Source organism: Hydrogenophaga sp., from assembly GCF_050182545.1.
In the GTDB taxonomy this organism is placed as follows: Bacteria; Pseudomonadota; Gammaproteobacteria; order Burkholderiales; family Burkholderiaceae_C; genus Hydrogenophaga.
Genome location: NZ_JBFXCD010000002.1, coordinates 72,478 through 93,015, shown reverse-complemented (window position 1 = coordinate 93,015; position 20,538 = coordinate 72,478). Strand labels below are relative to the sequence as shown.

Annotated in this window: 17 protein-coding genes; 9 read left to right on the top strand and 8 right to left on the bottom strand. The window is 67.8% G+C overall.

Features of this window, described 5'->3' with window-relative positions; genetic code table 11:
- Positions 1-150: 150 nt before the first annotated feature.
- Complete coding sequence (locus AB7P10_RS02480; protein ID WP_428292262.1) at positions 151-966, bottom strand: mechanosensitive ion channel family protein; 816 nt, start codon at positions 964-966, stop codon at positions 151-153.
- A gap of 143 nt (positions 967-1,109) precedes the next feature.
- Here AB7P10_RS02480 and AB7P10_RS02475 point away from each other — a divergent pair, with 143 nt between their 5' ends.
- From AB7P10_RS02475 to AB7P10_RS02450, 6 genes are all read left to right on the top strand, one after another.
- Positions 1,110-1,892 (top strand): spermidine synthase, encoded by a 783-nt coding sequence (locus AB7P10_RS02475; RefSeq protein WP_428292261.1) that lies wholly within the window; start codon positions 1,110-1,112, stop codon positions 1,890-1,892.
- 7 nt (positions 1,893-1,899) lie between these two features.
- Entirely contained in the window at positions 1,900-3,714 is a 1,815-nt protein-coding gene (locus AB7P10_RS02470; protein ID WP_428292260.1) for a GspE/PulE family protein, read from the top strand.
- Positions 3,715-3,739: 25 nt separating this feature from the next.
- Entirely contained in the window at positions 3,740-4,255 is a 516-nt protein-coding gene (locus tag AB7P10_RS02465; RefSeq protein ID WP_428292259.1) for a hypothetical protein, read from the top strand.
- A gap of 28 nt (positions 4,256-4,283) precedes the next feature.
- Entirely contained in the window at positions 4,284-5,852 is a 1,569-nt protein-coding gene (locus AB7P10_RS02460; RefSeq protein ID WP_428292258.1) for a tripartite tricarboxylate transporter permease, read from the top strand.
- A gap of 72 nt (positions 5,853-5,924) precedes the next feature.
- Positions 5,925-6,863 carry a DMT family transporter gene (locus tag AB7P10_RS02455; RefSeq protein WP_428292257.1) on the top strand — a complete coding sequence of 313 codons (939 nt, stop codon included), beginning with the start codon at positions 5,925-5,927 and terminating at the stop codon, positions 6,861-6,863.
- 16 nt (positions 6,864-6,879) lie between these two features.
- A complete protein-coding gene (locus AB7P10_RS02450) occupies positions 6,880-7,677 on the top strand; it encodes an SDR family oxidoreductase (RefSeq protein WP_428292256.1) in 798 nt (265 codons plus the stop codon).
- Between the two features lie 20 nt (positions 7,678-7,697).
- On the opposite strand, the gene AB7P10_RS02445 is transcribed toward AB7P10_RS02450, so the two are convergent.
- Positions 7,698-8,636, bottom strand: coding sequence for a DMT family transporter (locus AB7P10_RS02445; protein ID WP_428292255.1), 939 nt, complete (start codon positions 8,634-8,636; stop codon positions 7,698-7,700).
- 118 nt (positions 8,637-8,754) lie between these two features.
- Between AB7P10_RS02445 and AB7P10_RS02440 the strand changes: the two genes are divergently transcribed.
- Positions 8,755-9,750: a quinone oxidoreductase family protein gene (locus AB7P10_RS02440; protein WP_428292254.1), complete on the top strand. Its 996-nt coding sequence runs from the start codon at positions 8,755-8,757 to the stop codon at positions 9,748-9,750.
- Between the two features lie 9 nt (positions 9,751-9,759).
- Here AB7P10_RS02440 and AB7P10_RS02435 read toward each other — a convergent pair whose 3' ends face one another.
- The 5 genes from AB7P10_RS02435 to AB7P10_RS02415 all read right to left on the bottom strand — a co-directional run bounded on the left by AB7P10_RS02435 (position 9,760) and on the right by AB7P10_RS02415 (position 17,265).
- Positions 9,760-10,908 (bottom strand): aminotransferase class V-fold PLP-dependent enzyme, encoded by a 1,149-nt coding sequence (locus AB7P10_RS02435; protein WP_428292253.1) that lies wholly within the window; start codon positions 10,906-10,908, stop codon positions 9,760-9,762.
- Positions 10,909-11,003: 95 nt separating this feature from the next.
- The gene (locus tag AB7P10_RS02430) at positions 11,004-12,662 is read right to left on the bottom strand and encodes a Na/Pi cotransporter family protein (protein WP_428292252.1); all 1,659 of its coding nucleotides are present in this window, start codon (positions 12,660-12,662) and stop codon (positions 11,004-11,006) included.
- 47 nt (positions 12,663-12,709) lie between these two features.
- Positions 12,710-13,219: a signal peptidase II gene (gene lspA, locus AB7P10_RS02425; RefSeq protein ID WP_428292251.1), complete on the bottom strand. Its 510-nt coding sequence runs from the start codon at positions 13,217-13,219 to the stop codon at positions 12,710-12,712.
- On the bottom strand, positions 13,219-16,080 hold the full coding sequence (gene ileS / locus AB7P10_RS02420) for an isoleucine--tRNA ligase (protein WP_428292250.1): 2,862 nt from the start codon (positions 16,078-16,080) through the stop codon (positions 13,219-13,221). Before ileS ends, lspA begins: the two co-directional genes overlap by 1 nt.
- Positions 16,081-16,200: 120 nt before the next feature.
- Positions 16,201-17,265 carry a bifunctional riboflavin kinase/FAD synthetase gene (locus AB7P10_RS02415; protein WP_428292249.1) on the bottom strand — a complete coding sequence of 355 codons (1,065 nt, stop codon included), beginning with the start codon at positions 17,263-17,265 and terminating at the stop codon, positions 16,201-16,203.
- Positions 17,266-17,679: 414 nt separating this feature from the next.
- Between AB7P10_RS02415 and AB7P10_RS02410 the strand changes: the two genes are divergently transcribed.
- Positions 17,680-18,162 (top strand): hypothetical protein, encoded by a 483-nt coding sequence (locus AB7P10_RS02410; RefSeq protein WP_428292248.1) that lies wholly within the window; start codon positions 17,680-17,682, stop codon positions 18,160-18,162.
- A gap of 364 nt (positions 18,163-18,526) precedes the next feature.
- Positions 18,527-19,084, top strand: a complete 558-nt coding sequence (locus AB7P10_RS02405; protein WP_428292247.1) for an HNH endonuclease — start codon at positions 18,527-18,529, stop codon at positions 19,082-19,084.
- Positions 19,085-19,098: 14 nt separating this feature from the next.
- On the opposite strand, the gene AB7P10_RS02400 is transcribed toward AB7P10_RS02405, so the two are convergent.
- Complete coding sequence (locus AB7P10_RS02400; RefSeq protein WP_428292246.1) at positions 19,099-20,475, bottom strand: alpha/beta fold hydrolase; 1,377 nt, start codon at positions 20,473-20,475, stop codon at positions 19,099-19,101.
- Positions 20,476-20,538 lie beyond the last annotated feature (63 nt).

Sequence of the window (20,538 nt, the reverse complement as noted above, 5' to 3'; positions counted from 1 at the left end):
TGTTCGCGCGCCAATCCTGTCGTTCCGGCGTAGGGTGATCGACGCAGCGAAGTCAAGGAGGAGAACCGGCGCAGCCGGTTCGGGGGACATGAGCGGAGTCGGTCACCCTACGCCGGAACGACAGGAAGCAGCCGAAGAAAATCCAAGCAGTCAGGCAGAAACAGTGCGATGCAGCACAGGCGTCTCGGGCACCGGGTACCCCGCGGCACCGAACGTGCTCACCACCGCCTTGTGCGTGTCGAAGTAGACCTGCCAGTAGTGGTCGGTGTGCGTGTAAGGGCGCACGCACAGCAACGGGCCCTCGGGCGTGAACTGCAGGATCTCCACATCCGGCGCGGGCGATGCGACCACGTTGGGAATCGCGGCCACCGCCTTGCGCAACCGCGCCATCGCGTCGTTCACGTCCACGCTGTTGGCCACCTTCGCCAGGCAGTCCACGCGGCGGAACGGCTCCTGGCTGAAGTTCTGGATGTTGTCGGAGAACACCTTGTTGTTCCCCACGATCGTCGTCACGTTGTCGGGCGTGAGGATGGTGGTGGCGAACAGGCCGAGCTCCTTCACGGTGCCCGTCGTGCCACCGGCGCTGATGAAGTCGCCCACCTTGTAGGGCCGCAACACCTGCAGAAAGATGCCGGCCGCGAAATTCGCCAGCATGCCGCTCCAGGCCACGCCGATGGCCAGGCCTGCGCCAGCCAGCAGGGCCGCGAAGGAGGTGGTGCGCACGCCGAAGATGTCCAGGATCGCGAGGATCAGGACGATCGTCAGCAACACCGAAATGATCGACTTGAGGTAGCGGATCAAGGTCTCGTCGAGCTTGCGGCCTCTTTCCATCGCCCGCCCGATCAGGCCCACCGCCACGCCGATCAACCAGCGCCCGACGATCCACGCCGCGATGGCGCCCAGCACCTTGAGCCCGAAGTCGGCGCCCTGAGTGACGAGAAAGTTCCAGATGACTTCCGTGTTCATAATCGTTCCTCCTCAAGTTCACAAAATGAGATGCAGCACTCGCCCCAACCATCCGGGTTCACGGATACCTTCCTCGATACCCTGCCCTCCATGGTCGGCGGATTGTGCGCCAGACGCGCGAATTGTGAGGAAGGTTTCGTCGCATGAAGGCCGGTGCCAACGCCGCCGCACGGCAACGCCGCGCGGCGCAGACCCTGCCCGAGGTGACCATCTCCGAGGACGGCGAGGTGCGCTTCCTGCACCTGGGCACCGAATGGATCCAGGGTTCGATGCTGCTGGATGCGCCGTTCGACATCGAGCTCGACTACGTCCAGCGCATGATGGCCTGGCTGCTGTTCGTCGATGCCGATTCGGTCGGCAAGCGCCGCGCGCTGCAACTGGGCCTGGGCTCGGCCGCGCTCACCAAGTTCTGCTTCAAGAAGCTGCGCATGGACACCACGGCGATCGAGATCAACCCACAGGTGCTCGCGGTGTGCAGGCAGTGGTTCAAGCTGCCACCGGACGGACCACGCCTGCGCGTGCTGCTGGCCGATGCGGGCGAGGAAATCCGGCGCGCCGCGCACGTGGGCGTCTACGACGCACTGCAGGTCGACCTCTACGACCACGAGGCCGCCGCGCCAGTGCTCGACAGCCCCGACTTTTATGCCGACTGCCGCAACGCCCTCACCGACGACGGGTGCCTGACCGTCAATCTGTTTGGCCGTGACGCCAGTTACGAACGCTCCCTGCAGGGCATCTGCGCCGCGTTCGGCACCGACGCGGTCTGGGCTTTCAAGCCGACGCGCGAAGGCAACACCGTGGTGCTGGCCCAACGCACGGCCGGGCGACCGACGCGCATGGCCCTGCTGGCGCGCGCCGAAACGGTGCAGGCGCGCTGGGGTTTACCCGCCGAGAAGTGGTTGCGCCTGTTCAAGGCGGTATCCTGATCGCCGCATGAAGACATCGACCCCGCAGAAACCCGAAGCCAGGCACATGGAAGGACCACTGGACTGGCGCACGCTGGTGGGCTGGTTGCGCGCGGATGGCGTGATCTCGCCCGAAGAGGCCGAGCGCACCACCGCGCGTTGCGCGTCCGCGCACAGCTCGCAGCACCCGCTGCAGCGCCTTTCGGTGGTGGGCATGTCGCGCGCGTCCGACCAGCACCTGCTCGATGTCGAGGCGCTCACGCAGTGGCTGGCCCGGCGCAGCGGTCTGGAATACATGCGCATCGACCCGCTCAAGGTCGACGTGGGCAAGGTGGCCGACGTGATGAGCGCGGCCTACGCCGAGCGCCACAAGGTGTTGCCGGTTCTGGTGAGCCCGACCGAGGTGGTGGTGGCCACGGCCGAGCCCTTCATCCGCGACTGGGTGCCCGAGGTGGAGCGCCAGACGCGGCGCACCGTGCGCCTGGTGCTGGCCAGCCCGCAGGCCATCAGCAGCTTCACCGGCGAATTCTTTGCACTGGCCAAGTCGGTGCGCGCGGCCAGCAAGAGCGGCGGGCAGGGCGGCTTCGGCAGCTTCGAGCAACTGGTCGAACTGGGCAAGGCCAACAAGCAACTCGACGCCAACGACCAGGGCGTGGTGCAGGTGGTGGATTGGCTCTGGCAGTACGCCTTCGACCAGCGCGCCAGCGACATCCACCTGGAGCCGCGGCGCGAACAGGGCGTGATCCGCTTCCGCATCGACGGTGTGCTGCACCCGGTCTACCAGATGCCCATTGGCGTGATGAACGCGATGACCGCGCGCATCAAGCTGCTCGGCCGCATGGACGTGGTCGAACGCCGCCGCCCGCAGGACGGGCGCATCAAGACACTGCGCCCGGGCGTGGGGGGAGCACGAGGCGACGAGGTGGAGATGCGCCTGTCCACGCTGCCGACGGCCTTTGGCGAAAAGCTGGTCATGCGCATCTTCGACCCCGAGTCGACGGTGAAGGACCTCAGCGCGCTCGGCTTTGCCGCGCACGACGCGCAGCGCTGGGAAGGCCTCACGAAGCAACCGCACGGCATCGTGCTGGTGACCGGCCCCACCGGTTCGGGCAAGACCACCACGCTGTACGCCACGCTCAAGCGCCTGGCCACGGAAGAGGTGAACGTGAGCACGGTGGAAGACCCGATCGAGATGATCGAGCCGGCCTTCAACCAGACCCAGGTGCAGCCGCACCTGGACCTCGATTTCGCGCAGGGCCTGCGCTCGCTGATGCGCCAGGACCCGGACATCATCATGGTCGGCGAGATCCGCGACCTGGCCACCGCCGAGATGGCGGTGCAGGCCGCGCTCACCGGGCACCTGGTGTTCACCACGCTGCACACCAACGACGCGCCCTCGGCCATCATGCGACTGATGGAACTGGGCATCCCGCCTTACCTGATCAACGCCACCGTGCTCGGTGTGCTCGCGCAGCGCCTGGTGCGCACGCTGTGTCCGGCGTGCCGCAAGCCGCAGGGCAAGGACGAAGCCGCCACGTCGCGCGCGACCCTGACCGAGCTGGTCAGGCCCTGGCAGGTCAGCGGCAGCTACCGGCCGTACCAACCGGTGGGTTGCGTCGATTGCCGCATGACCGGGTTTCGCGGTCGCATGGGTCTGTACGAACTGCTCACGGTGACCGAGGCTTTCAAGGACAAGGTCAGCCGCGAACCCGTGCTCGATGCCCTGCGCCGGCAGGCCGTGCAGGACGGCATGCGCCCGCTGCGCCTCGGTGGCGCGGCGCGCGTGGCCGAGGGCCTGACCACCATGGACGAGGTGCTGGCGTGCACGCCGCCCGTGCAGTGAGCCGACAGCGAGGCCGCGCCATTCCATGATCAAGAACCTGCAGGACTTCCTCGCCGGGCTGGTGTTCCTCGGGATGGGCATCGCTGCTGTCTGGGTGGCATCGGGGCACCCTGTTGGCGCGGCGCGCGACATGGGCCCCGGATACGTGCCACTGATGCTGGGCCTGTTGCTCGCGCTGCTGGGCGCGCTCATCCTGTTCAAGGCACTGACTTTCGAGGCACTGGGTCAGGGGCGGGTGGCGCGCTGGGGGGTCGGCCCGATGGCGCGCGTGCTCGCAGGCCTTTTGTGGCTGGCTTTTTGCTGCGGGCCCGCGCAGTGGCCCTGGGTGGGTACCTGGCTGTCGGACTGGCCGGTGCCGGGCCTGGTGGCGGGCGTGGCGGGGTTGGTGCTGGCCGTGATGCGCGCCGGCCCGGTGCGGCCCGAGGGCCGTGGACGCGAGTGGGGGTGGTCACTTGGGCTGGCTGCGCTGGCCTGCGCCATCTGGATCGGACCCCTGGGTTTGTCTGTACCCTTGTGGCCCGCCTGGCCGCCTGGGCACTGAGCACGGTCGGGGGCCGACACACATGGACATGGCCTGGTGGGACGCGCTGGCAACGGGGATGGGCGCCGTCTGGGGCTGGCAGGCCCTGGGCCTGATCGCGCTTGGCGTGGTGGTGGGCAGCGTCTTCGGTGTGCTGCCCGGGCTTGGGCCTGTCGCCGCGATCGCACTGCTGCTGCCCTCGACGCTGGGCCTGCCAGCGCTGCCCGCGCTGCTGGTGCTTGCCGGCGTGTACTACGGGGCCCAGTACGGTGGCTCGCTGCCGGCCATCGTGCTCGATCAGCCCGGCGAGGCCTCGTCGGTGATGACCAGCCACGACGGGCACCCGCTGGCGCTGCAGGGGCGTGCCGGGGCGGCGCTGGTCACGGCCACGCTGAGTTCATTCGTCGCCGGTTGCCTGGCGATTGGTGCCGTGATCCTGCTCGCGCCGTGGGTGGTTTCGGCGGGCTTGCAGTTCGGTGCGTCGGAGCGCTTCCTGGTGCTGGTGGTGGGGCTGGTGGGGGCCACGGTGCTCGCCTCGGGATCCTTTCTCAAGGCGCTGGCGATGACGGTGCTGGGCCTGCTGCTGGGGCTGGTGGGCTGGGACGCGCAGACCGGGTCCGTGCGCTTTGTGCCGACGGGGCTGGAGCCCTGGATGGGCCATCGCCAGGGGTTGACCGATGGCGTGGGCTTCATCGCGCTGGCGCTGGGCTTTTTCGTGGTGGCGCCGGTGGCGGCTGAGCTGGCTGGGCTGTCCACCCATGCGAGGCCCAGTCCACCGGCTGAAGGCGCGGCCTTTGGCGCGGGAAACAAGGGCGCGCTCGGTGGCCTGGGCACGCGGCCCACGCGCGACGAACTGCGCGACGCCTTGCCTGCCGTGCTTCGCGGCACCGGCCTGGGCTCGGTGCTGGGGGTGGTGCCGGGCGGTGGTGCGCTGCTGGCCTCGCTGGCCGCGTACCGCATGGAAGCGGCGGTCTCGCGCCAGCGCGTGCCCACGCTGGGGCAGGGCAACCTGCGCGGCGTGGCCGCGCCGGAAGCCGCGAACAACGCCGGTGCCCAGACCGCCTACCTGCCGATGCTCGCGCTGGGTGTGCCGCCCAACACGGTGATGGCGCTGTTGCTGGGTGCGCTGGGCTTGCACGCCATCGAACCCGGGCCGTCGGTGATGGCGCTGCAGCCGGCCGTTTTCTGGGGTCTGTTGCTGTCCATGTGGGTGGGAAATCTGTTCCTGCTCCTGCTGAATCTGCCGCTGGCACGCTGGTGGACACCCACACTGCTGCGCGTGCTGCAGGTGCCGCGCCGCGCGCTGCTGACCGCCCTGCTGGTGGCCGCCGGCCTGGGCGCGCTCGCCCTGGGGCCACACGGCTGGGGTGTGTGGCTGGTCATGGGCCTGGGGCTGCTGGGGTTCGTGCTGCAGCGCCTGGGTTGCGAGGGCGTGGCCTTGCTGCTGGGCTACGTGCTGGCGCCCGGCATCGAGGAACAATTGCGCCGCGCCCTGCAGCTCTCGCGGGGTGACTGGTTCGTGTTTCTCGAGCGGCCGGTGTCGGCCGTGTTGCTGATGGTGGCCATCGGCCTCCTGCTCGTGGTGGTGCTGCAGCCCAGAAGACGCGCTCCTCGTTGACGCTGCCTGCCATCGCGAATCGTGAAGCCCGCGCCACCCCGGGCCCTTGGAACCGCCCGGATAATCGCCACGATGTCCGCCGTGTCCGCATCCCACCCCACGTCCCACCTCGCCTCCGGTCTGCTGCTGGCCAGCGCGGGATCCATTGCCTTCAGCGGCAAGGCCATCATCGTCAAGCTCGCCTACCGGTACGGTGTGGATGCGGTCACGCTCATCATGTACCGCATGCTGTTCGCCCTGCCACTGTTTCTGGCGCTCGCCTGGTGGGCCAGCCACCGCCCCGGTGGCGAGAAGCCGGCGCCCCTGACGCAACGCGACTGGCTGGGCGTGCTGGGCCTGGGCTTTACCGGCTATTACCTGGCGAGCTTTCTCGACTTCTGGGGTCTGCAATTCGTCAGTGCCAGCCTGGAGCGGCTGGTGCTGTACCTCAATCCCACGCTGGTGCTGGTGCTTGGCTGGGTGATCTACCGGCGCCGCATCACGGTCCTGCAGGCGCTGGCCATGGCGGTGAGCTATGCCGGCGTGTTGCTGGTGTTCGGGCACGAGGTCGGCCAGCAGGGGCCGGACGCGGCGCTGGGCACGGCGCTGGTGTTCGGCAGCGCGGTCAGTTACGCGGTCTATCTCGTGTACAGCGGCGAGCTGGTCAAGCGCCTGGGTTCGATGCGCCTGGTGGGCCTGGCCACCAGCGTGGCCTGCCTGCTGTGCCTGCTGCAGTTCGTGCTGCTGCGGCCCATGAGCGCGGCGGTGGTTGCGCCCGAGGTGATCTGGCTTTCGCTGCTCAACGCCACGCTGTGTACCTTCGCGCCGGTGGTGATGGTGATGATGGCGATCGAGCGCATCGGTGCCGGCCTGGCCGCGCAAACCGGCATGATCGGCCCGATGTCCACCATCCTCATGGGCGTGCTCATCCTCGATGAACCATTCAACCGCTGGATCGTCGCGGGCACGGTGCTCGTGCTGGGTGGGGTGTTCCTGGTGACGCGCTTTGGTGGCGCGTCGCCGCGCAAATAGTCTTCTGGAGAAACACATGGATCTGGGTATCAAGGGCAAATGGGCGCTGGTGTGCGGCGCGAGCAAGGGCCTCGGGCTGGGCTGCGCGCAGGCACTCGCGGCCGAGGGGGTGAACGTGGTGCTGGTGGCGCGCGGCGCGCGCGACCTGGAGGCTGCCGCGGCCGAACTGCGTGCGGCCTCGCCCGGCGTGTCGGTGCTGGGCGTGCCGGCCGATATCACCACGCCCGAAGGGCGCGCTGCGGCGTTGTCGGTCGCGGGCGGTCCGGGCACGGCGTTCGACATCGTGGTCAACAACGCCGGCGGCCCACCGCCAGGCGACTTCCGTGCCTGGGACCGCGATGCCTGGATCAAGGCGCTGGACGCCAACATGCTCACCCCGATCGAACTCATCAAGGCGACGGTGGATGGCATGGCGCAGCGCGGTTTCGGCCGCATCGTCAACATCACCTCGGGCGCGGTGAAGGCGCCGATCGACATCCTCGGCCTGTCCAACGGCGCGCGCAGCGGCCTGACCGGCTTTGTGGCCGGCGTGGCGCGCAGCCCGATCGCGGCGCAGGGCGTCACCGTCAACAACCTGCTGCCAGGCGCGTTCGACACCGATCGGTTGCGCGTGACGATGGAGGGTGCGGCGAACAAGACGGGGCAATCTGTCGATGCGATCGCGGAAGTGCGGCGCAAGGCCATTCCCGCCAGGCGGTTCGGAACGCCACAGGAGTTCGGTGCCGTGTGCGCCTTTCTCTGCAGCGTGCAGGCCGGCTACATCACCGGCCAGAACGTGCTGGCCGACGGCGGGGCCTACCCGGGCACGTTCTAGGCGGCAGCGGCGCGAGAACCTCAGCGCCGCGAAGACACCAGGATGCCGCCCACGATCAACACGAAGCTGACCGCGTGGTACGCGCGTGGAGGCTCGCGCAGCAGCGTGGCTGACAGCACGGCGGCGAAAAGCGGGGTGAGGTTGTTGAAGATCGCGGCAATGGGCGGACCCACGCGCGCCACGGCGGCACCCCAGCAGCGATAGGCCACGAGCGAAGGCCCGACGGCCACGTACACCAGCGCGGCGGCCAGCGGCCAGCCCCACTGGATGTGGCTTTGTCCCTCGGGCAGGGCCGGCAGCGCCAGCCATTCACCCGCGGCGAACAGGCCCGACCAGCCCAGGCCCATGACCATCTGCGCGAGCAGGAACGCGGCCCAGTCGGCCTTGATGGTGGCGGGCTCGCTGCCCGGGTGTGGACGCGCCAGCAGCCAGCTGTACCAGGCCCAGAGCAGTGAGGCCAGGAGGATCCAGCCGTCGCCCGGCACAAGCCGCACCGAGAGCAGGTCGTCCAGTTGCCCGCGCGTAAGCACCACCGCCACGCCTGTGAGCGAGAGCGCCGCGCCGAGTGCGGCGCGCCGCGAGATGCGCACGCCATGCAGCACGCGGCCCAGCAACAGCATCCACACCGGCATGCTCGCGGCCACGAGCGTCACGTTCACCGGCGTGGAGGTCTTGAGCGCCAGGTACTGAAGCGCGTTGTAGCAACCCACGCCCAGCAGGCCCAGCAAGGCGAAGCGCCGCCAGTGCGGCCACAACGGGCTGCCCGGGCGCAGCACCCAGCCGGCCAGCGGCAGCAGCAGCGCGAAGGCCAGTGCCCAGCGCAGGAAGTTCAGCGTGATGGGGGGCACCACGCCCTGCATGGCGCGGCCCACGACCGCATTGCCAGCCCACAGCAGCGGTGGAATGACCAGCAGGAGCAGGGTGGTGGGCGTGAGGCGTGTGCTGGCAATCGGAGGCATGGCCCGCACTGTAGCGCCGCGGCCAAGCCCGGAGGTTCATGGGGATGATGCGGCGCGATGCGGGCGCGGTGCGCATTTCGTGGCAGCATGGCCGCTTTTCATACCGAGGAGACCCGAGATGAGCGAACAGACCAGCCGCGCCGTGCGCATCCACGCCACCGGCGGCCCGGAACAACTTGTGATCGATACCGTGCAGGTGGGTGAGCCCGGGCCGGGGCAGGTCCGCATCCGGCATCACGCGGTGGGCCTGAACTTCATCGACGTCTACCAGCGCACCGGCCTGTACCCGTTTCCCATGCCGCTGTCGCTGGGCATGGAGGGCGCGGGGGTGGTGGAGGCGGTGGGCGAGGGTGTGACGCACCTGCGGGCCGGCGACCGTGCGGCCTATGCCGCCAACCCGCCGGGCAGCTACTGCGATGTGCGCGTGATGCCCGCCATGAACGTGTGCAGGCTGCCCGAGGCGATCGACTTCGAGACCGGCGCGGCCATGATGCTCAAGGGGCTGACCGCGCAGTACCTGCTCAAGCGCTGCAAGCCGGTGGAAGGGTTGGAGGCGGGTGACTTCGTGCTGTTCCACGCCGCTGCCGGCGGCGTGGGCCTGATCGCCTGCCAGTGGGCGAAGGCGCTGGGCCTGCGCCTGATCGGCACGGCGGGATCGGACGAGAAATGCGCGCTGGCACGCGAACACGGCGCCGAATTCGCCATCAACTACCGCACCGAGGACTTCGCCGCGCGCGTCAAGGACATCACCAACGGCCAGGGTGTCAAGGTGGTGTATGACTCGGTGGGCAAGGACACGTTCGAGAAATCGCTGGACTGCCTGCGTCCCTTCGGTCTCATGGCCAGCTTCGGCAATGCATCCGGCCCGGTGGCGCCGTTCGCACCCGGCATCCTCGCCCCCAAGGGTTCGCTCTACGTGACGCGGCAGACGCTGTTCACCCACATCTCCAACCGCGAGCGCACGCAGGCCATGGCCGACGATCTGTTCGCGGTGGTGGAGAGTGGCCAAGTGAAGATCCGCATCGACCAGCGCTTTGCACTCACAGATGTGCGCAAGGCGCACGAGAGTCTGGAGGCCCGCGCCACCACGGGTTGCACGGTCCTCCTGCCCTGACCAGGACGGTCAGGCGGGCTGCGCCGCCCTGGGCGCGACTTCGGCCAGTGCGCGCTCCAGGTGCTTCAGCGTGCCCGGCACGTCGTGCCATTTGTCCAGGCCGAACAGGCCGATGCGGAAGGTCTTGAAGTCCGCGCCTTCGTCGCACTGCAGGGGCACGCCGGCGGCGGTCTGCAGGCCCTGGGCCAGAAACTTCTTGCTCGACTGGATGTCCGGGTCGCTCGTGTAGCTCACCACCACGCCGGGCGCCTGGAAGCCTTGTGCGGCCACGCTGGGGAAACCGTGGCGCTCCAGCAAGGCCCGCACCCGCGTGCCGAGATCGATCTGTTCCTTGCGCACGCGCTCGTAGCCGTAGGCTTCGGTTTCCTTCATGGTGTCGCGCAGGCGCGTGAGGGCGTCGGTCGGCAGGGTCGAGTGGTAGGCATGGCCGCCGCCTTCGTAGGTCTCCATGATCTGCAGCCACTTCTTGAGGTCCATGGCGAAGGTGGTGCTCTGCGTGGCGTCGATGGCGGCGCGGGCGCGCTCGCTGAGCATGACCATGGCGCAGCAGGGCGAGCTGCTCCAGCCCTTTTGCGGCGCCGAGATCAGGATGTCCACGCCGGTGGCCTGCATGTCCACCCACATGGCACCCGAGGCGATGCAGTCGAGCACGAACAGGCCGCCGGCGGCATGCACGGCGTCGGCCACGGCCCTGAGGTAGTCGTCCGGCAGGATCATGCCGGCGGCGGTTTCCACGTGGGGCGCGAACACCAGCGCGGGCTTCTCGCGCGCAATGCTGGCCACCACCTCGTCGATCGGCGCGGGCACCCAGGCCGACTGCGCGCCGTCGCCGGCGCGCCGCGCTTTCATCACGGTGTGGCTGGCGGGGATGGCGCCCATCTCGAAGATTTGCGTCCAGCGGTAGCTGAACCAGCCGTTGCGGATCACCATCACGTGCTGGCCGTGGGCGAACTGCCGCGCCACCGATTCCATGCCGAAGGTGCCACTGCCGGGCACCAGCACCGCCGAATGCGCACCGTAGACGCGCTTGAGCATGGCCGAGATGTCGGTCATCACGCCCTGGAAGCGCCGGGACATGTGATTGAGCGCGCGGTCGGTGTAGACCACCGAAAACTCGAGCAGGCCATCGGGGTCGACGTGGGGCAGCAGTCCGGGCATGGGGTGTCTCCTGAAGCGGGTCGCGAAAACGGAGGGCCAGCGTAGCACAGCGGTTGCGCGCCTGCAGCGGGCCGGGCATCGCGCCGGCGCGTGGCTCAGAAGCGGCTGGCGTTGGGCGGGGGCTCGCGCAGCCGGCTGGGCGCGAGCACGCCCGCGTTGTCCAGGATCGGGTAGGCGATCGAGCAGATGTGCGAGTTGATTCGCTTGAGGTCGCTGATCAGGTCCAGGTGCAGCGCACTGGTGTCCATGCTCTGCGGGCTCATGTCCGAGAGCCGGTCGAGGTGGGTGGCGGCGTACTCGCGCTCCATGTCCCGAAAGCGCACCTTTTCCTCGACCAGGCGCTGCGCGTCGCGCACGTTGCCGTTGAGGAACACGCTCATGCCCAGACGCAGGTTGTTGATCAGGCGGGTGTGCAGCTCGACGATCTCGGCCATGCCGGCTTCCGAGAAGTTGCGGCCCTTGCGGATTTTCTTGTCCTCCACGTCAAGCAGCACGCGCTCGACCGTGTCACCGATTTGCTCCATGTTGATGGTGAAGCTGATGATGTCGGTCCAGCGCCGGCCCTCGGCTTCGCTGAGCTGCTGGCGCGAAATCTTGGTGAGGTAGTACTTGATCGCCGAGTAGAGGCTGTCGACCGTGTCGTCGAGCTTGCGCAGGTCCTGCGCGAGCTTGAGGTCGTTGGTGCGGATCACGGTGACCACGCCGCGCAGCATGGTTTCGACCACATCCGCCTGGTGCATGGCCTCGCGCGCCGCGCAGGAAATGGCCAGCGACGGCGTGGCCAGGGCCGAGGGGTCGAGGTGGTTGGGCCGGTCCAGTGGCCCCTTGCCTTCCTTGAGCGGCAGCAGCCGGTTCACCAGGCCCGCCACAGGGCGGGTGAGGCCGATGAAGATCAGGCCCACCATGAGGTTGAAACTCAGGTGGAACAGCACCGTGAGCGTGGCCGGGTCCTGCACCAGGGGTTCCATGAACCTGCGCCACAGCGGGATGAGCCCGATGGCGATGGCCACGCCCAGGACCTTGAACAGCAGGTTGCCCAGAGGCACCTGGCGCGTGCTGAGCTCGGAGCGGGCGGTGGTGATCACGGCCAGCAGGCCGCTGCCCAGGTTGGCGCCCAGCACGATGCCCAGGGCCACGTCCAGGCCCACGACCTGCAGCGCCAGGGCCGCGGCCAGCAGCACCACGGCGAGGCTGGAATAGGCCAGCACCGCGAGCGCGGCGCCCACCAGGATTTCCAGCAGGCGGTCGCTGGAGAGCGATTGCAGCATGAGCTGCACCGCCGGATTGCGCGTGAGCACGCTGGTGGCGCCGGAGATCAGTTGCAGCGCCAGCAGTATCAGGCCCAGCCCGATCAGCACGCGCCCGAAGTCCCCGACCGGCGTGCCCTGGCGCGAGATGAACAGGGCCACACCCAGAAAGATGAACAGGGGTGAGAGCCACGACAGGTCAAAGGAGAACACCACCGCCATCAGGCTGGTGCCGATGTCCGCGCCCAGCATCACGGCCAGGGCGGCGGGCAGCGCGATCAGGCCACGGCCGACGAAGGACGCGGTGATGAGCGCGGTGGCGGTGCTCGATTGCACCAGGGCCGTGACACCCAGGCCCGAGAGCGCCGCGGTGAAGCGGTTGCCCATGCTGGTGGCGAGGATCTGGCGCAGGTTGCTGCCGAAGACCCGCAACACGCCGGTGCGAACGAGGTGGGTGCCCCACACCAGCAGGGCAATGGCGGCCAGAAGATCCAGGAGGTGTTTCATGAACCTCAAAACTATACGCCGCGCCGCCGGGTGGCGCGGGCGCTGGCTCAGCGCTTGCTGCGCAGGCGAAGGAGTTCGTCCAGGATCAGGGCGACCGCACCCACGGAAATGGCGGTGTCGGCCAGATTGAACGCAGGGAAGTGCCCGCCCGGGAACAGGCCGGCCAGCGCGGGCCAGTGAAAGTCGAGGAAGTCCACCACGTAGCCATGCAACAGCCGGTCGATCACATTGCCCAGCGCACCACCCAGGATGCAGGCGAGCGCGAACGCAAACAGCTTCTGACCCGGGTGCGAGCGCAGCATCCAGACAATGAAAACCGCCGCGCCCAGGCCCACGGCGGTGAAGAACCAGCGCTGCCAGCCGCCCGCGTTCGCCAGGAAGGAAAAGGCCGCGCCGGTGTTGTGCGCGCGCACGATGTTGAAGAAGCTGGCGACGTACGTGCTGTCGCCGAGCTGGTAGTGGGCCAGGATGATCTGCTTGCTGACCTGGTCGGCCACGATCAGGACGGCGGCCAGGCCCAGCCAGGGCCAGATGCCAGCGCTGCCCACGCGCGCCATCAGGCCACCGAACGGGCTTCGCCCGCGCCGAACAGGTTGCTGGTGCAGCGCCCGCACAGCGTGGGGTGCGCGGCATCGGCACCCACGTCGTCGCGGTAGTGCCAGCAGCGCTCGCACTTGGCGGCAGTGGCCGGGGTCACCTGCACGGCGAGCGCGTCGCCGCGCAGCAGCTCCACGGCCGACACGATCAGCACGAACCTCAGGTCGTCGCCCAGCGTGGCCAGCAGCGCGTGGTCTTCGGCCGGTGCGGTGACGCGCACAGTGGCCTGCAGCGAGGACCCGACCCCGCCGGCGGCGCGCACGGTCTCGATCTCCTTGTTGACGAGTTCGCGCACCTCGCACACGCGCGACCATTTCGCCAGCAGCGCCTCGTCCGCCTCGGGCAGTTCGGCAAAGGTTTCGAAGAAGATCGAGCCCCGGCTCTGCGCCCCGGCCAGCACCGGCCAGGCTTCCTCGGCCGTAAAACTCAGGAAGGGCGCCATCCAGCGCAGCATGGCGTGGGTGATCTGGTGCAGGGCGGTCTGCGCGCTGCGCCGCGCCAGGCTTTTGGGCGCGGTGGTGTAGAGCCGGTCCTTGAGCACGTCGAGGTAAAACGCGCCCAGGTCCTCCGAGCAGTACACCTGCAGCTTGGCCACCACCGGGTGGAACTCGTACACCTCGTAGTGCGCACGGATCTCCGCCTGGAACTGCGCCGCGCGGGCCAGCGCGTAGCGGTCGATCTCGAGCAACTGGTCGAAGGGCACGGCGTCGGCCGCCGGGTCGAAATCGCTCACGTTGGCCAGCAGGAAGCGCAGCGTGTTGCGGATGCGGCGGTAGGCGTCGGTCACGCGGGCGATGACCTTCTTGTCCATGGGCGGGTCGCCCGAGTAGTCGGTGGATGCAACCCACAGGCGCGCGATCTCGGCACCCGGGTCTTTGGCGAAGGTCTCGATCTCGATCACGTTGCCCAGCGACTTGCTCATCTTGCGGCCCTGGCCATCGACGTTGAAGCCGTGCGTCAGGATGCCGCGGTAGGGCGCGCGGTCGTACAGCGCGCAGCCCAGCAGCAGCGAGCTGTGGAACCAGCCGCGGTGCTGGTCGTGTCCTTCGAGGTAGAGGTCGGCTTCGGGCCCTGCCTCGTGGTAAGGCAGGCGGTCGTAGGCCTGGGCATGGCTGCCGCGCAGCACGTGCTGGAAGGTCGAACCCGAGTCGAACCACACCTCAAGGATGTCGGTGCTCTTGGTGTAGTGCTTCGCGTCGTCCGCGCCGAGGATCTCCTCGGCCGTGACGCGGCTCCAGGCTTCGATGCCACCGCGTTCGACGATGTCGGCCGCCTGGTCCAGGATCTCCATGGTGCGCGGGTGCAGCTCACCCGAGTCCTTATGCAGGAAGAAGGGGATGGGCACGCCCCAGCTGCGCTGGCGCGAGATGCACCAGTCGGGCCGGTTGGCGATCATGTCGTGCAGGCGTGCCTTGCCATTGGCCGGGAAGAAGCGGGTCTGTTCGATGGCGTCCAGCGCGGTCTGGCGCAGCGTCCTGGGCGCCTTGTCTTTTGTGAACACGCCCTCGCCCTCGTCCATGCGCACGAACCACTGCGCGGCGGCGCGGTAGATCACGGGCGTCTTGTGGCGCCAGCAGTGCGGGTAGCTGTGCGTGATGGTCTGCGTGGCCAGCAGGCGGTCGGCGTTCTTCAGGGCCTCCAGGATGACCGGCACGGCCTTCCAGATGTGCAGGCCGCCGAACAGCGGGAAGTCGGGCGCATAGGTGCCGTTGCCCTGCACGGGATTGAGGATGTCCTCGACCTTCATGCCGTGCGCGGTGCAGGAGTTGAAGTCGTCCACACCGTAGGCGGGAGACGAGTGCACGATGCCGGTGCCGTCGGCGTCGCTCACGTAGTCGGCCAGGTACATCGGCGAGAGGCGGCGGTAACCCGCGTCCACGTCGAACAGGGGGTGGCGGAAGTTCATGCCGCCCAGCGCCTTGCCCGATGCCGTGGCCAGCACCGTGCCGCTCAGGCCGAAGCGCTCCAGGCACTTCTCGACCAGGGTTTCCGCCAGCACCAGGCAGCCCTTGGGCGTATCGACCAGGGCGTAGGTGAAATCCGGGTGCGCGTTGAGCGCCTGGTTGGCGGGGATGGTCCAGGCGGTGGTGGTCCAGATCACAGCGAACGCGGACTTGCCCGTGGGCAAGGCGGGCAGGCCGAAAGCGGCCGCAAGCTTCGCCGGGTCGTCCGCCTCGAACGCCACGTCCAGCGTGTCGCTTTTCTTGTCGGCGTACTCGATCTCGAACTCCGCCAGCGAGGAGCCACAGTCGAAACACCAGTAGACCGGCTTGAGGCCGCGGTAGACAAATCCGCGCTCGATCACGCGCTTGAAGGCGCGGATCTCGCCAGCCTCGTTCGCCGGGTCCATGGTGCGGTAGGGGCGTTCCCAGTCGCCCAGCACGCCCAGGCGGCGGAAGTCCTCGCGCTGCTGATCGATCTGTGCGGTGGCGTAGGCGCGGCTCCTGGCCTGCATGTCGTCGCGGCCGAGGTTGCGGCCGTGCAGCTTCTCGATCGCGTTCTCGATCGGCAGGCCGTGGCAGTCCCAGCCGGGGATGTACTGGGCGTCGAAGCCGGCCAGCTGGCGGCTCTTGACGATCATGTCCTTGAGGATCTTGTTGAGCGCATGGCCGATGTGCAGCTTGCCATTGGCATAGGGCGGGCCATCGTGCAGCACGAACAGCGGCGCGCCGGCACGGGCCACGCGCAGGCGCCGGTACAGCCCTTCGTCCTGCCACGCCTTGACCCAGCCCGGCTCGCGCTTGGGCAGGTCGCCGCGCATGGGGAAGGGCGTGTCGGGCAGGTTGAGGGTGCTGCGGTAGTCGGTGGGAGCGTCGGACATGACAGGGGAGATTCCGTGGTGGCTTCGACAAGCTCAGCCCGTGCGGGGGAGTGCGGGAACTGGGGGCGACACCGTTCGCCCTGAGCCTGTCGAAGGGCGGCGACCGGGCAGACGGATCGTCTAAATTCGGTCGCGGGTGGTCTGCCGGTGGGTTTGCGTGTGCAGCGACGCAAAGAACGCGCGTGCGTCGTCGCTGTCCCGGGCGATGCCCTGGGTCAGGGCGTCGAGGCCGTCGTATTTCAGCTCGTCGTGCAGTTTGTGCAGCAGTTCCACGCGCACGATTTTACCGTAGGCCTCCCCCCCGGGCAGGCTGGCGGCCAGCGCCGCAGGCCATTCGAGGCAATGGGTCTCCAGCAGCACACGCCCGCCGTTGACGTCGTCCGGATCCAGCGAAGGGCGCACGCCGAGGTTGGCCACACCTGGCAGCGGGGGAGAGTCCGCGTGCGGACCCAGCCCGTGCACGTGCACCGCGAAGATGCCGCTGGCGGCGGGTTTCCAGTGCGAGAAACGCAGGTTGAGGGTGCGAAAGCCGTCGCCGCGTCCCGGTGCGGTCTCGGCCAGCTGGCGGCCCAGCTTGCGGCCGTGCACCACATGGCCGCTGATGCTGTAGGGCCGACCGAGCAGCGCGGCCACGTCGTCCATGCGTCCCTCGCCCAGGGCCTCGCGCACCGCCGAACTGGACACGCGCAGCCCGTGCACCTCGTAGCTCTGCATGCGCGCCACGTCGAAACCGAGGCGGCCGCTCGCGGCGTCAAGCATGGCGTAGTCGCCCGCGCGTTTGGCGCCAAAGCGGAAATCGTCGCCCACGAGCACGTACTTCACCCCCAGCGCGCGCACCAGCGTGTCCTCGATGAAGGACCCGGGGGACTGGCTGGCCAGGCGGGCATTGAAGGGCAGCACCAGGCACTCGTCGACGCCGCAGCGTTCCAGCTCCTGCAGCTTGTCGCGCAGCGTGGCAATGCGCGCGGGCGCCAGTTCGGGCTTGTGGTGCAGCGCCGCAAAATAGTCGCGCGGGTGCGGCTCGAAGGTCATGACGCAGCTGGGCACGCCGCGGTGCCGCGCTTCGTTGATGAGCAGCGCCAGCATGGCCTGGTGGCCACGGTGCACACCGTCGAAGTTGCCAATGGTCAGTGCGCAGCCCCCCGGGCTGTCGGGCTGGGTGCGCAAACCGCGAAAGATTTTCATGCCGTGCGAGGGGTTGGAAGGGCGGTCCCGGTGCCTTATTGGGCACGGCGCGGGGCCGAGTCATCAAAGCTTGTTTTTTTGACTGGCGGTCTTCAGCGCCAAGTGACGTGGATCGAAGTCTACTTCGTGCCAGTCGCTGCCTCGGCTACGAGGACAGCTTTCGGCCTGGATTGCGTGAAAGCATTCCCCGCAGTACTAGCCCAAAAAATGAGGCTTCCCGTTTCTGGTGACGTCTACTGATCCGAATTGTTGATGGCCTGGCGTCGTCTGAACTGGTAATGTGCCGGTGCGGACTTTTTTGAGGCTTGGGTGGTCCTGTTCGACAGGGCTCAAGTAGGCAGCAAGAGCGCGGGCTACTGTCCGTCGACCCGGTCGCGAACAGTTCGGCGGCGTTGCCATGCGAAAGGAATCAACATGACATTCGAAGACAATCAACGTGGAATGCGTGACGGGTATTCGGGCACACCAATCGCACCGCCGAAAAACTTAGCCGAGTCCATGGGGCGCAGCGAAGGGCAAAACCAGCGCTTCGCAGACGACTTGCGCAATCGGCAAGCATCCTCTGAGGAAGAGTCCGCACACCTTCCGCTTCGCTTCGCGCTAGTCGCGATTGGGTTGCTGATCGCTTGGCTGTTTGGTGTGCGCCTGATGGTGATGCTGCTGCTCGCAGGAGGCTTGCTAGCGTTGGCAGCCACGCCCAAGTTGCGCTGGCTGCTTCGAAAGGCAACGCCAATCTACATCGGTTCGATGCTCGGCGTGTGCACGAGTGCGGTCTCTTTGATGTTCAACCAGGCGCCACTGATCGCAGACAACCTTGTCATTTTTCCTGGTTTGGGGGCAGCTGTGGGCGCCGGGTTTGTCGCGGTGCAATTGCTGCTTGGGCGGTCCCGCCGTTGACTGCTGGCCATTTTGCTTCCAGGCCAAGTTGGACCGTTGCAGATCAATCCAAGACAGTCCCTTGTCCCATCATCGCGATGGACTGCTATTGGCTGTAGTCAGTCACCGTAGCTAGGCACCGCAACCAGTCTTGCAGCCTTGCGACATCGCGGGCGCAGCGGGTGGTGTTTGATGTGTTGCGCGAGCAAAACACATGACCTTCGATAGCCGTAGGTTATTGTGCTTTGGCCTTCATAAGTCGGCCGTCTTAAAGTCTTGCTATATTGGCACACGATGATATGCGCCCGCAGGCCAGGCCGGCGGCCGCTGGACGGCTTCGCAGGGCCGTCCCTTCCAGTTGCGTGTTCACTTGAAGGAGCCCGTCTTGAAGGTCTTGAAGCTCTCCGCCCAGGGGCTGCCACAGTCGTGGATCAGCCTCGAAGAAGCCGTGCTGCATTACGCCGCGGACGAGGTGCGCTGGGAGATGGGGGCCGAGGTGGCGGTGTTCCATGGCGGGCACAACGCGATCACCGGGCGCCAGTCGATCATCAACGTCAATTCCATCATCGGCACCCAGGGGGTGCCGCGCATCAACCCGTTCGACCTGCGCCCCACGCTGACCAACAGCAAGCTGTTCGCGCGCGATCGCAATGTGTGCGCCTACTGCGGCGAGCATTTCCATGAAGAGGTGCTGACGCGCGAGCACATCGTGCCCCTGGGGCAGAACGGGCGCGACACGTGGATGAACGTGGTGACGGCCTGCAAGTCGTGCAATCACCGCAAGGGCAACCGCACGCCGGAGCAGGCGCACATGGGGCTGCTGTACGCGCCCTACGTGCCCAGCCTGTGGGAGGACTTCATCCTGCGCAACCGGCGCATCCTGGCCGACCAGATGGAGTTCCTGATGTCGCACCTGCCCAAGACCTCGCGCCTGCACGCCTGAGTCCGGGAGAGCCGTCAATAGGTCAGTTCAAGGACGACCACCCGGTTGTCCGCCGCAGGCCAGGTGCGGCCCGCGATCTTCTCGCCGTTGAACTCTGCCGTGATGGCGCGCACGCCGTTTTCCATCAATTTGATCCTGGCGCTGGACAGGCCGGCACCGGCAGGCGGCACGCCAGGCAGTGCCTTGCCGTCGAAGCTCATCCTGTCTCGCTGCGCGTCAAAGTAGCCACGTGGTCGCGTGAAGGTCACGATGGACTTGGCCTCCTTGTCGGCTGCGGCGATGCGTTCGGCGCGCAGGTGGATCAGTTCGCTGGAACGCGGAAACGGGCTGCGGTAGATGTGGGTGGTGGCGTAGCCGGGTGCGCTGATGACGAACTCGTAGGGGACGCCGGCCTGTGCCGTGAAGGGTCCCCAGAGGCCGTCGGCGCCGACGGTCTTGCTGTGCACTGGCGCGCCCTTGCGTTCGCCGGTGGCCGGGTCGGTGGCGTACACCGCGAGCTGCGCGCCGGGCAGGGGCAGGTTGTTGGCGTAGTTGCCCGAGGCCGGATCGGACGGATTCAGACCCAGGCCGGTGAGCTTGCCGTTGAGCACCACCGGCGCGAGGGCCGGGACGTTCACCGTCACCGGCGAGCGCCCTGTGATGAAGCGCCAGGTGGCATCGAAGGCGGCCGGCGAGAACGAGGTTTCGCGGTGATCGACCCGCGGCAGCACCACGTTGTGCGCGCCCTTGAGCGCGGGCCCTTCAAAGGTGACGTTGGTCGGTGTGCCCTTGGCGCCGATCCACAGGCCGTCGGGCTGGGCGAACTTGTCGTTGTTGTCCGAGCGGATGGTCATCCATTGCACCGGCCCGGCGACCTCGTCGCCCGCGGCGTTCTTGGGTGCGTTGAGTGCGGTCAGGAACGGCCCTGTGCCCGAGAACTCGTTGCCTTCGCGAAAGCCCTTGGCGGCCCAGACGCCGTGGTTGGGCGTGCCGCCCAGTATCGCGTGGCTCACGGTCTTGTCACCACCCCCGTTCTGGATGTAGTTGCGGATCGCGTTGCCGCCACGGGAGTTGCCTACCAGCACCACCTGCTTTGCGCCGGTGCGCTGCAGCACCTTGTCCACCTCGGCCTTGAGGAAGGCCATGTGCTCGGTGGTCGAGGTGCGTCCGGGTTGGGGCTTGCCGTCGTCGTCGCGCGCCAGCGGGTAGGGCAGGTCGATGGCGTGCAGGCGTTCACGTGGCCAGCCGTTTGCCTCGAAGCGCCACACCGTGGTCTGCCAGATCGAGGCCGAATCACCGTTGCCGTGGACGAAGACGACGGGTGGCTGCCCGGTGGCTGGCGGGGCGCTGGCACACGCGGCGAGCAAGAGGCTGCTGGCGGCGAGGGCCAGAACGTGGCGGCGGGTGGTCATGGTGGTCTCCGGGTGTTGTTGTCGGCGGCAGAAACAGAACGGCCCGCGTGGTGCGGGCCGTTC

Coding starts and splice junctions, on each gene's coding strand:
- AB7P10_RS02455 (WP_428292257.1), top strand. CDS start 5,925: ATGTCCGCCGTGTCCGCATCCCACCCCACGTCCCACCTCGCCTCCGGT.
- AB7P10_RS02465 (WP_428292259.1), top strand. CDS start 3,740: ATGATCAAGAACCTGCAGGACTTCCTCGCCGGGCTGGTGTTCCTCGGG.
- AB7P10_RS02400 (WP_428292246.1), bottom strand. CDS start 20,475: ATGACCACCCGCCGCCACGTTCTGGCCCTCGCCGCCAGCAGCCTCTTG.
- AB7P10_RS02450 (WP_428292256.1), top strand. CDS start 6,880: ATGGATCTGGGTATCAAGGGCAAATGGGCGCTGGTGTGCGGCGCGAGC.
- AB7P10_RS02440 (WP_428292254.1), top strand. CDS start 8,755: ATGAGCGAACAGACCAGCCGCGCCGTGCGCATCCACGCCACCGGCGGC.
- AB7P10_RS02480 (WP_428292262.1), bottom strand. CDS start 966: ATGAACACGGAAGTCATCTGGAACTTTCTCGTCACTCAGGGCGCCGAC.
- AB7P10_RS02435 (WP_428292253.1), bottom strand. CDS start 10,908: ATGCCCGGACTGCTGCCCCACGTCGACCCCGATGGCCTGCTCGAGTTT.
- AB7P10_RS02415 (WP_428292249.1), bottom strand. CDS start 17,265: ATGAAAATCTTTCGCGGTTTGCGCACCCAGCCCGACAGCCCGGGGGGC.
- ileS (WP_428292250.1), bottom strand. CDS start 16,080: ATGTCCGACGCTCCCACCGACTACCGCAGCACCCTCAACCTGCCCGAC.
- lspA (WP_428292251.1), bottom strand. CDS start 13,219: ATGGCGCGCGTGGGCAGCGCTGGCATCTGGCCCTGGCTGGGCCTGGCC.
- AB7P10_RS02475 (WP_428292261.1), top strand. CDS start 1,110: ATGAAGGCCGGTGCCAACGCCGCCGCACGGCAACGCCGCGCGGCGCAG.
- AB7P10_RS02410 (WP_428292248.1), top strand. CDS start 17,680: ATGACATTCGAAGACAATCAACGTGGAATGCGTGACGGGTATTCGGGC.
- AB7P10_RS02445 (WP_428292255.1), bottom strand. CDS start 8,636: ATGCCTCCGATTGCCAGCACACGCCTCACGCCCACCACCCTGCTCCTG.
- AB7P10_RS02460 (WP_428292258.1), top strand. CDS start 4,284: ATGGCCTGGTGGGACGCGCTGGCAACGGGGATGGGCGCCGTCTGGGGC.
- AB7P10_RS02470 (WP_428292260.1), top strand. CDS start 1,900: ATGAAGACATCGACCCCGCAGAAACCCGAAGCCAGGCACATGGAAGGA.
- AB7P10_RS02430 (WP_428292252.1), bottom strand. CDS start 12,662: ATGAAACACCTCCTGGATCTTCTGGCCGCCATTGCCCTGCTGGTGTGG.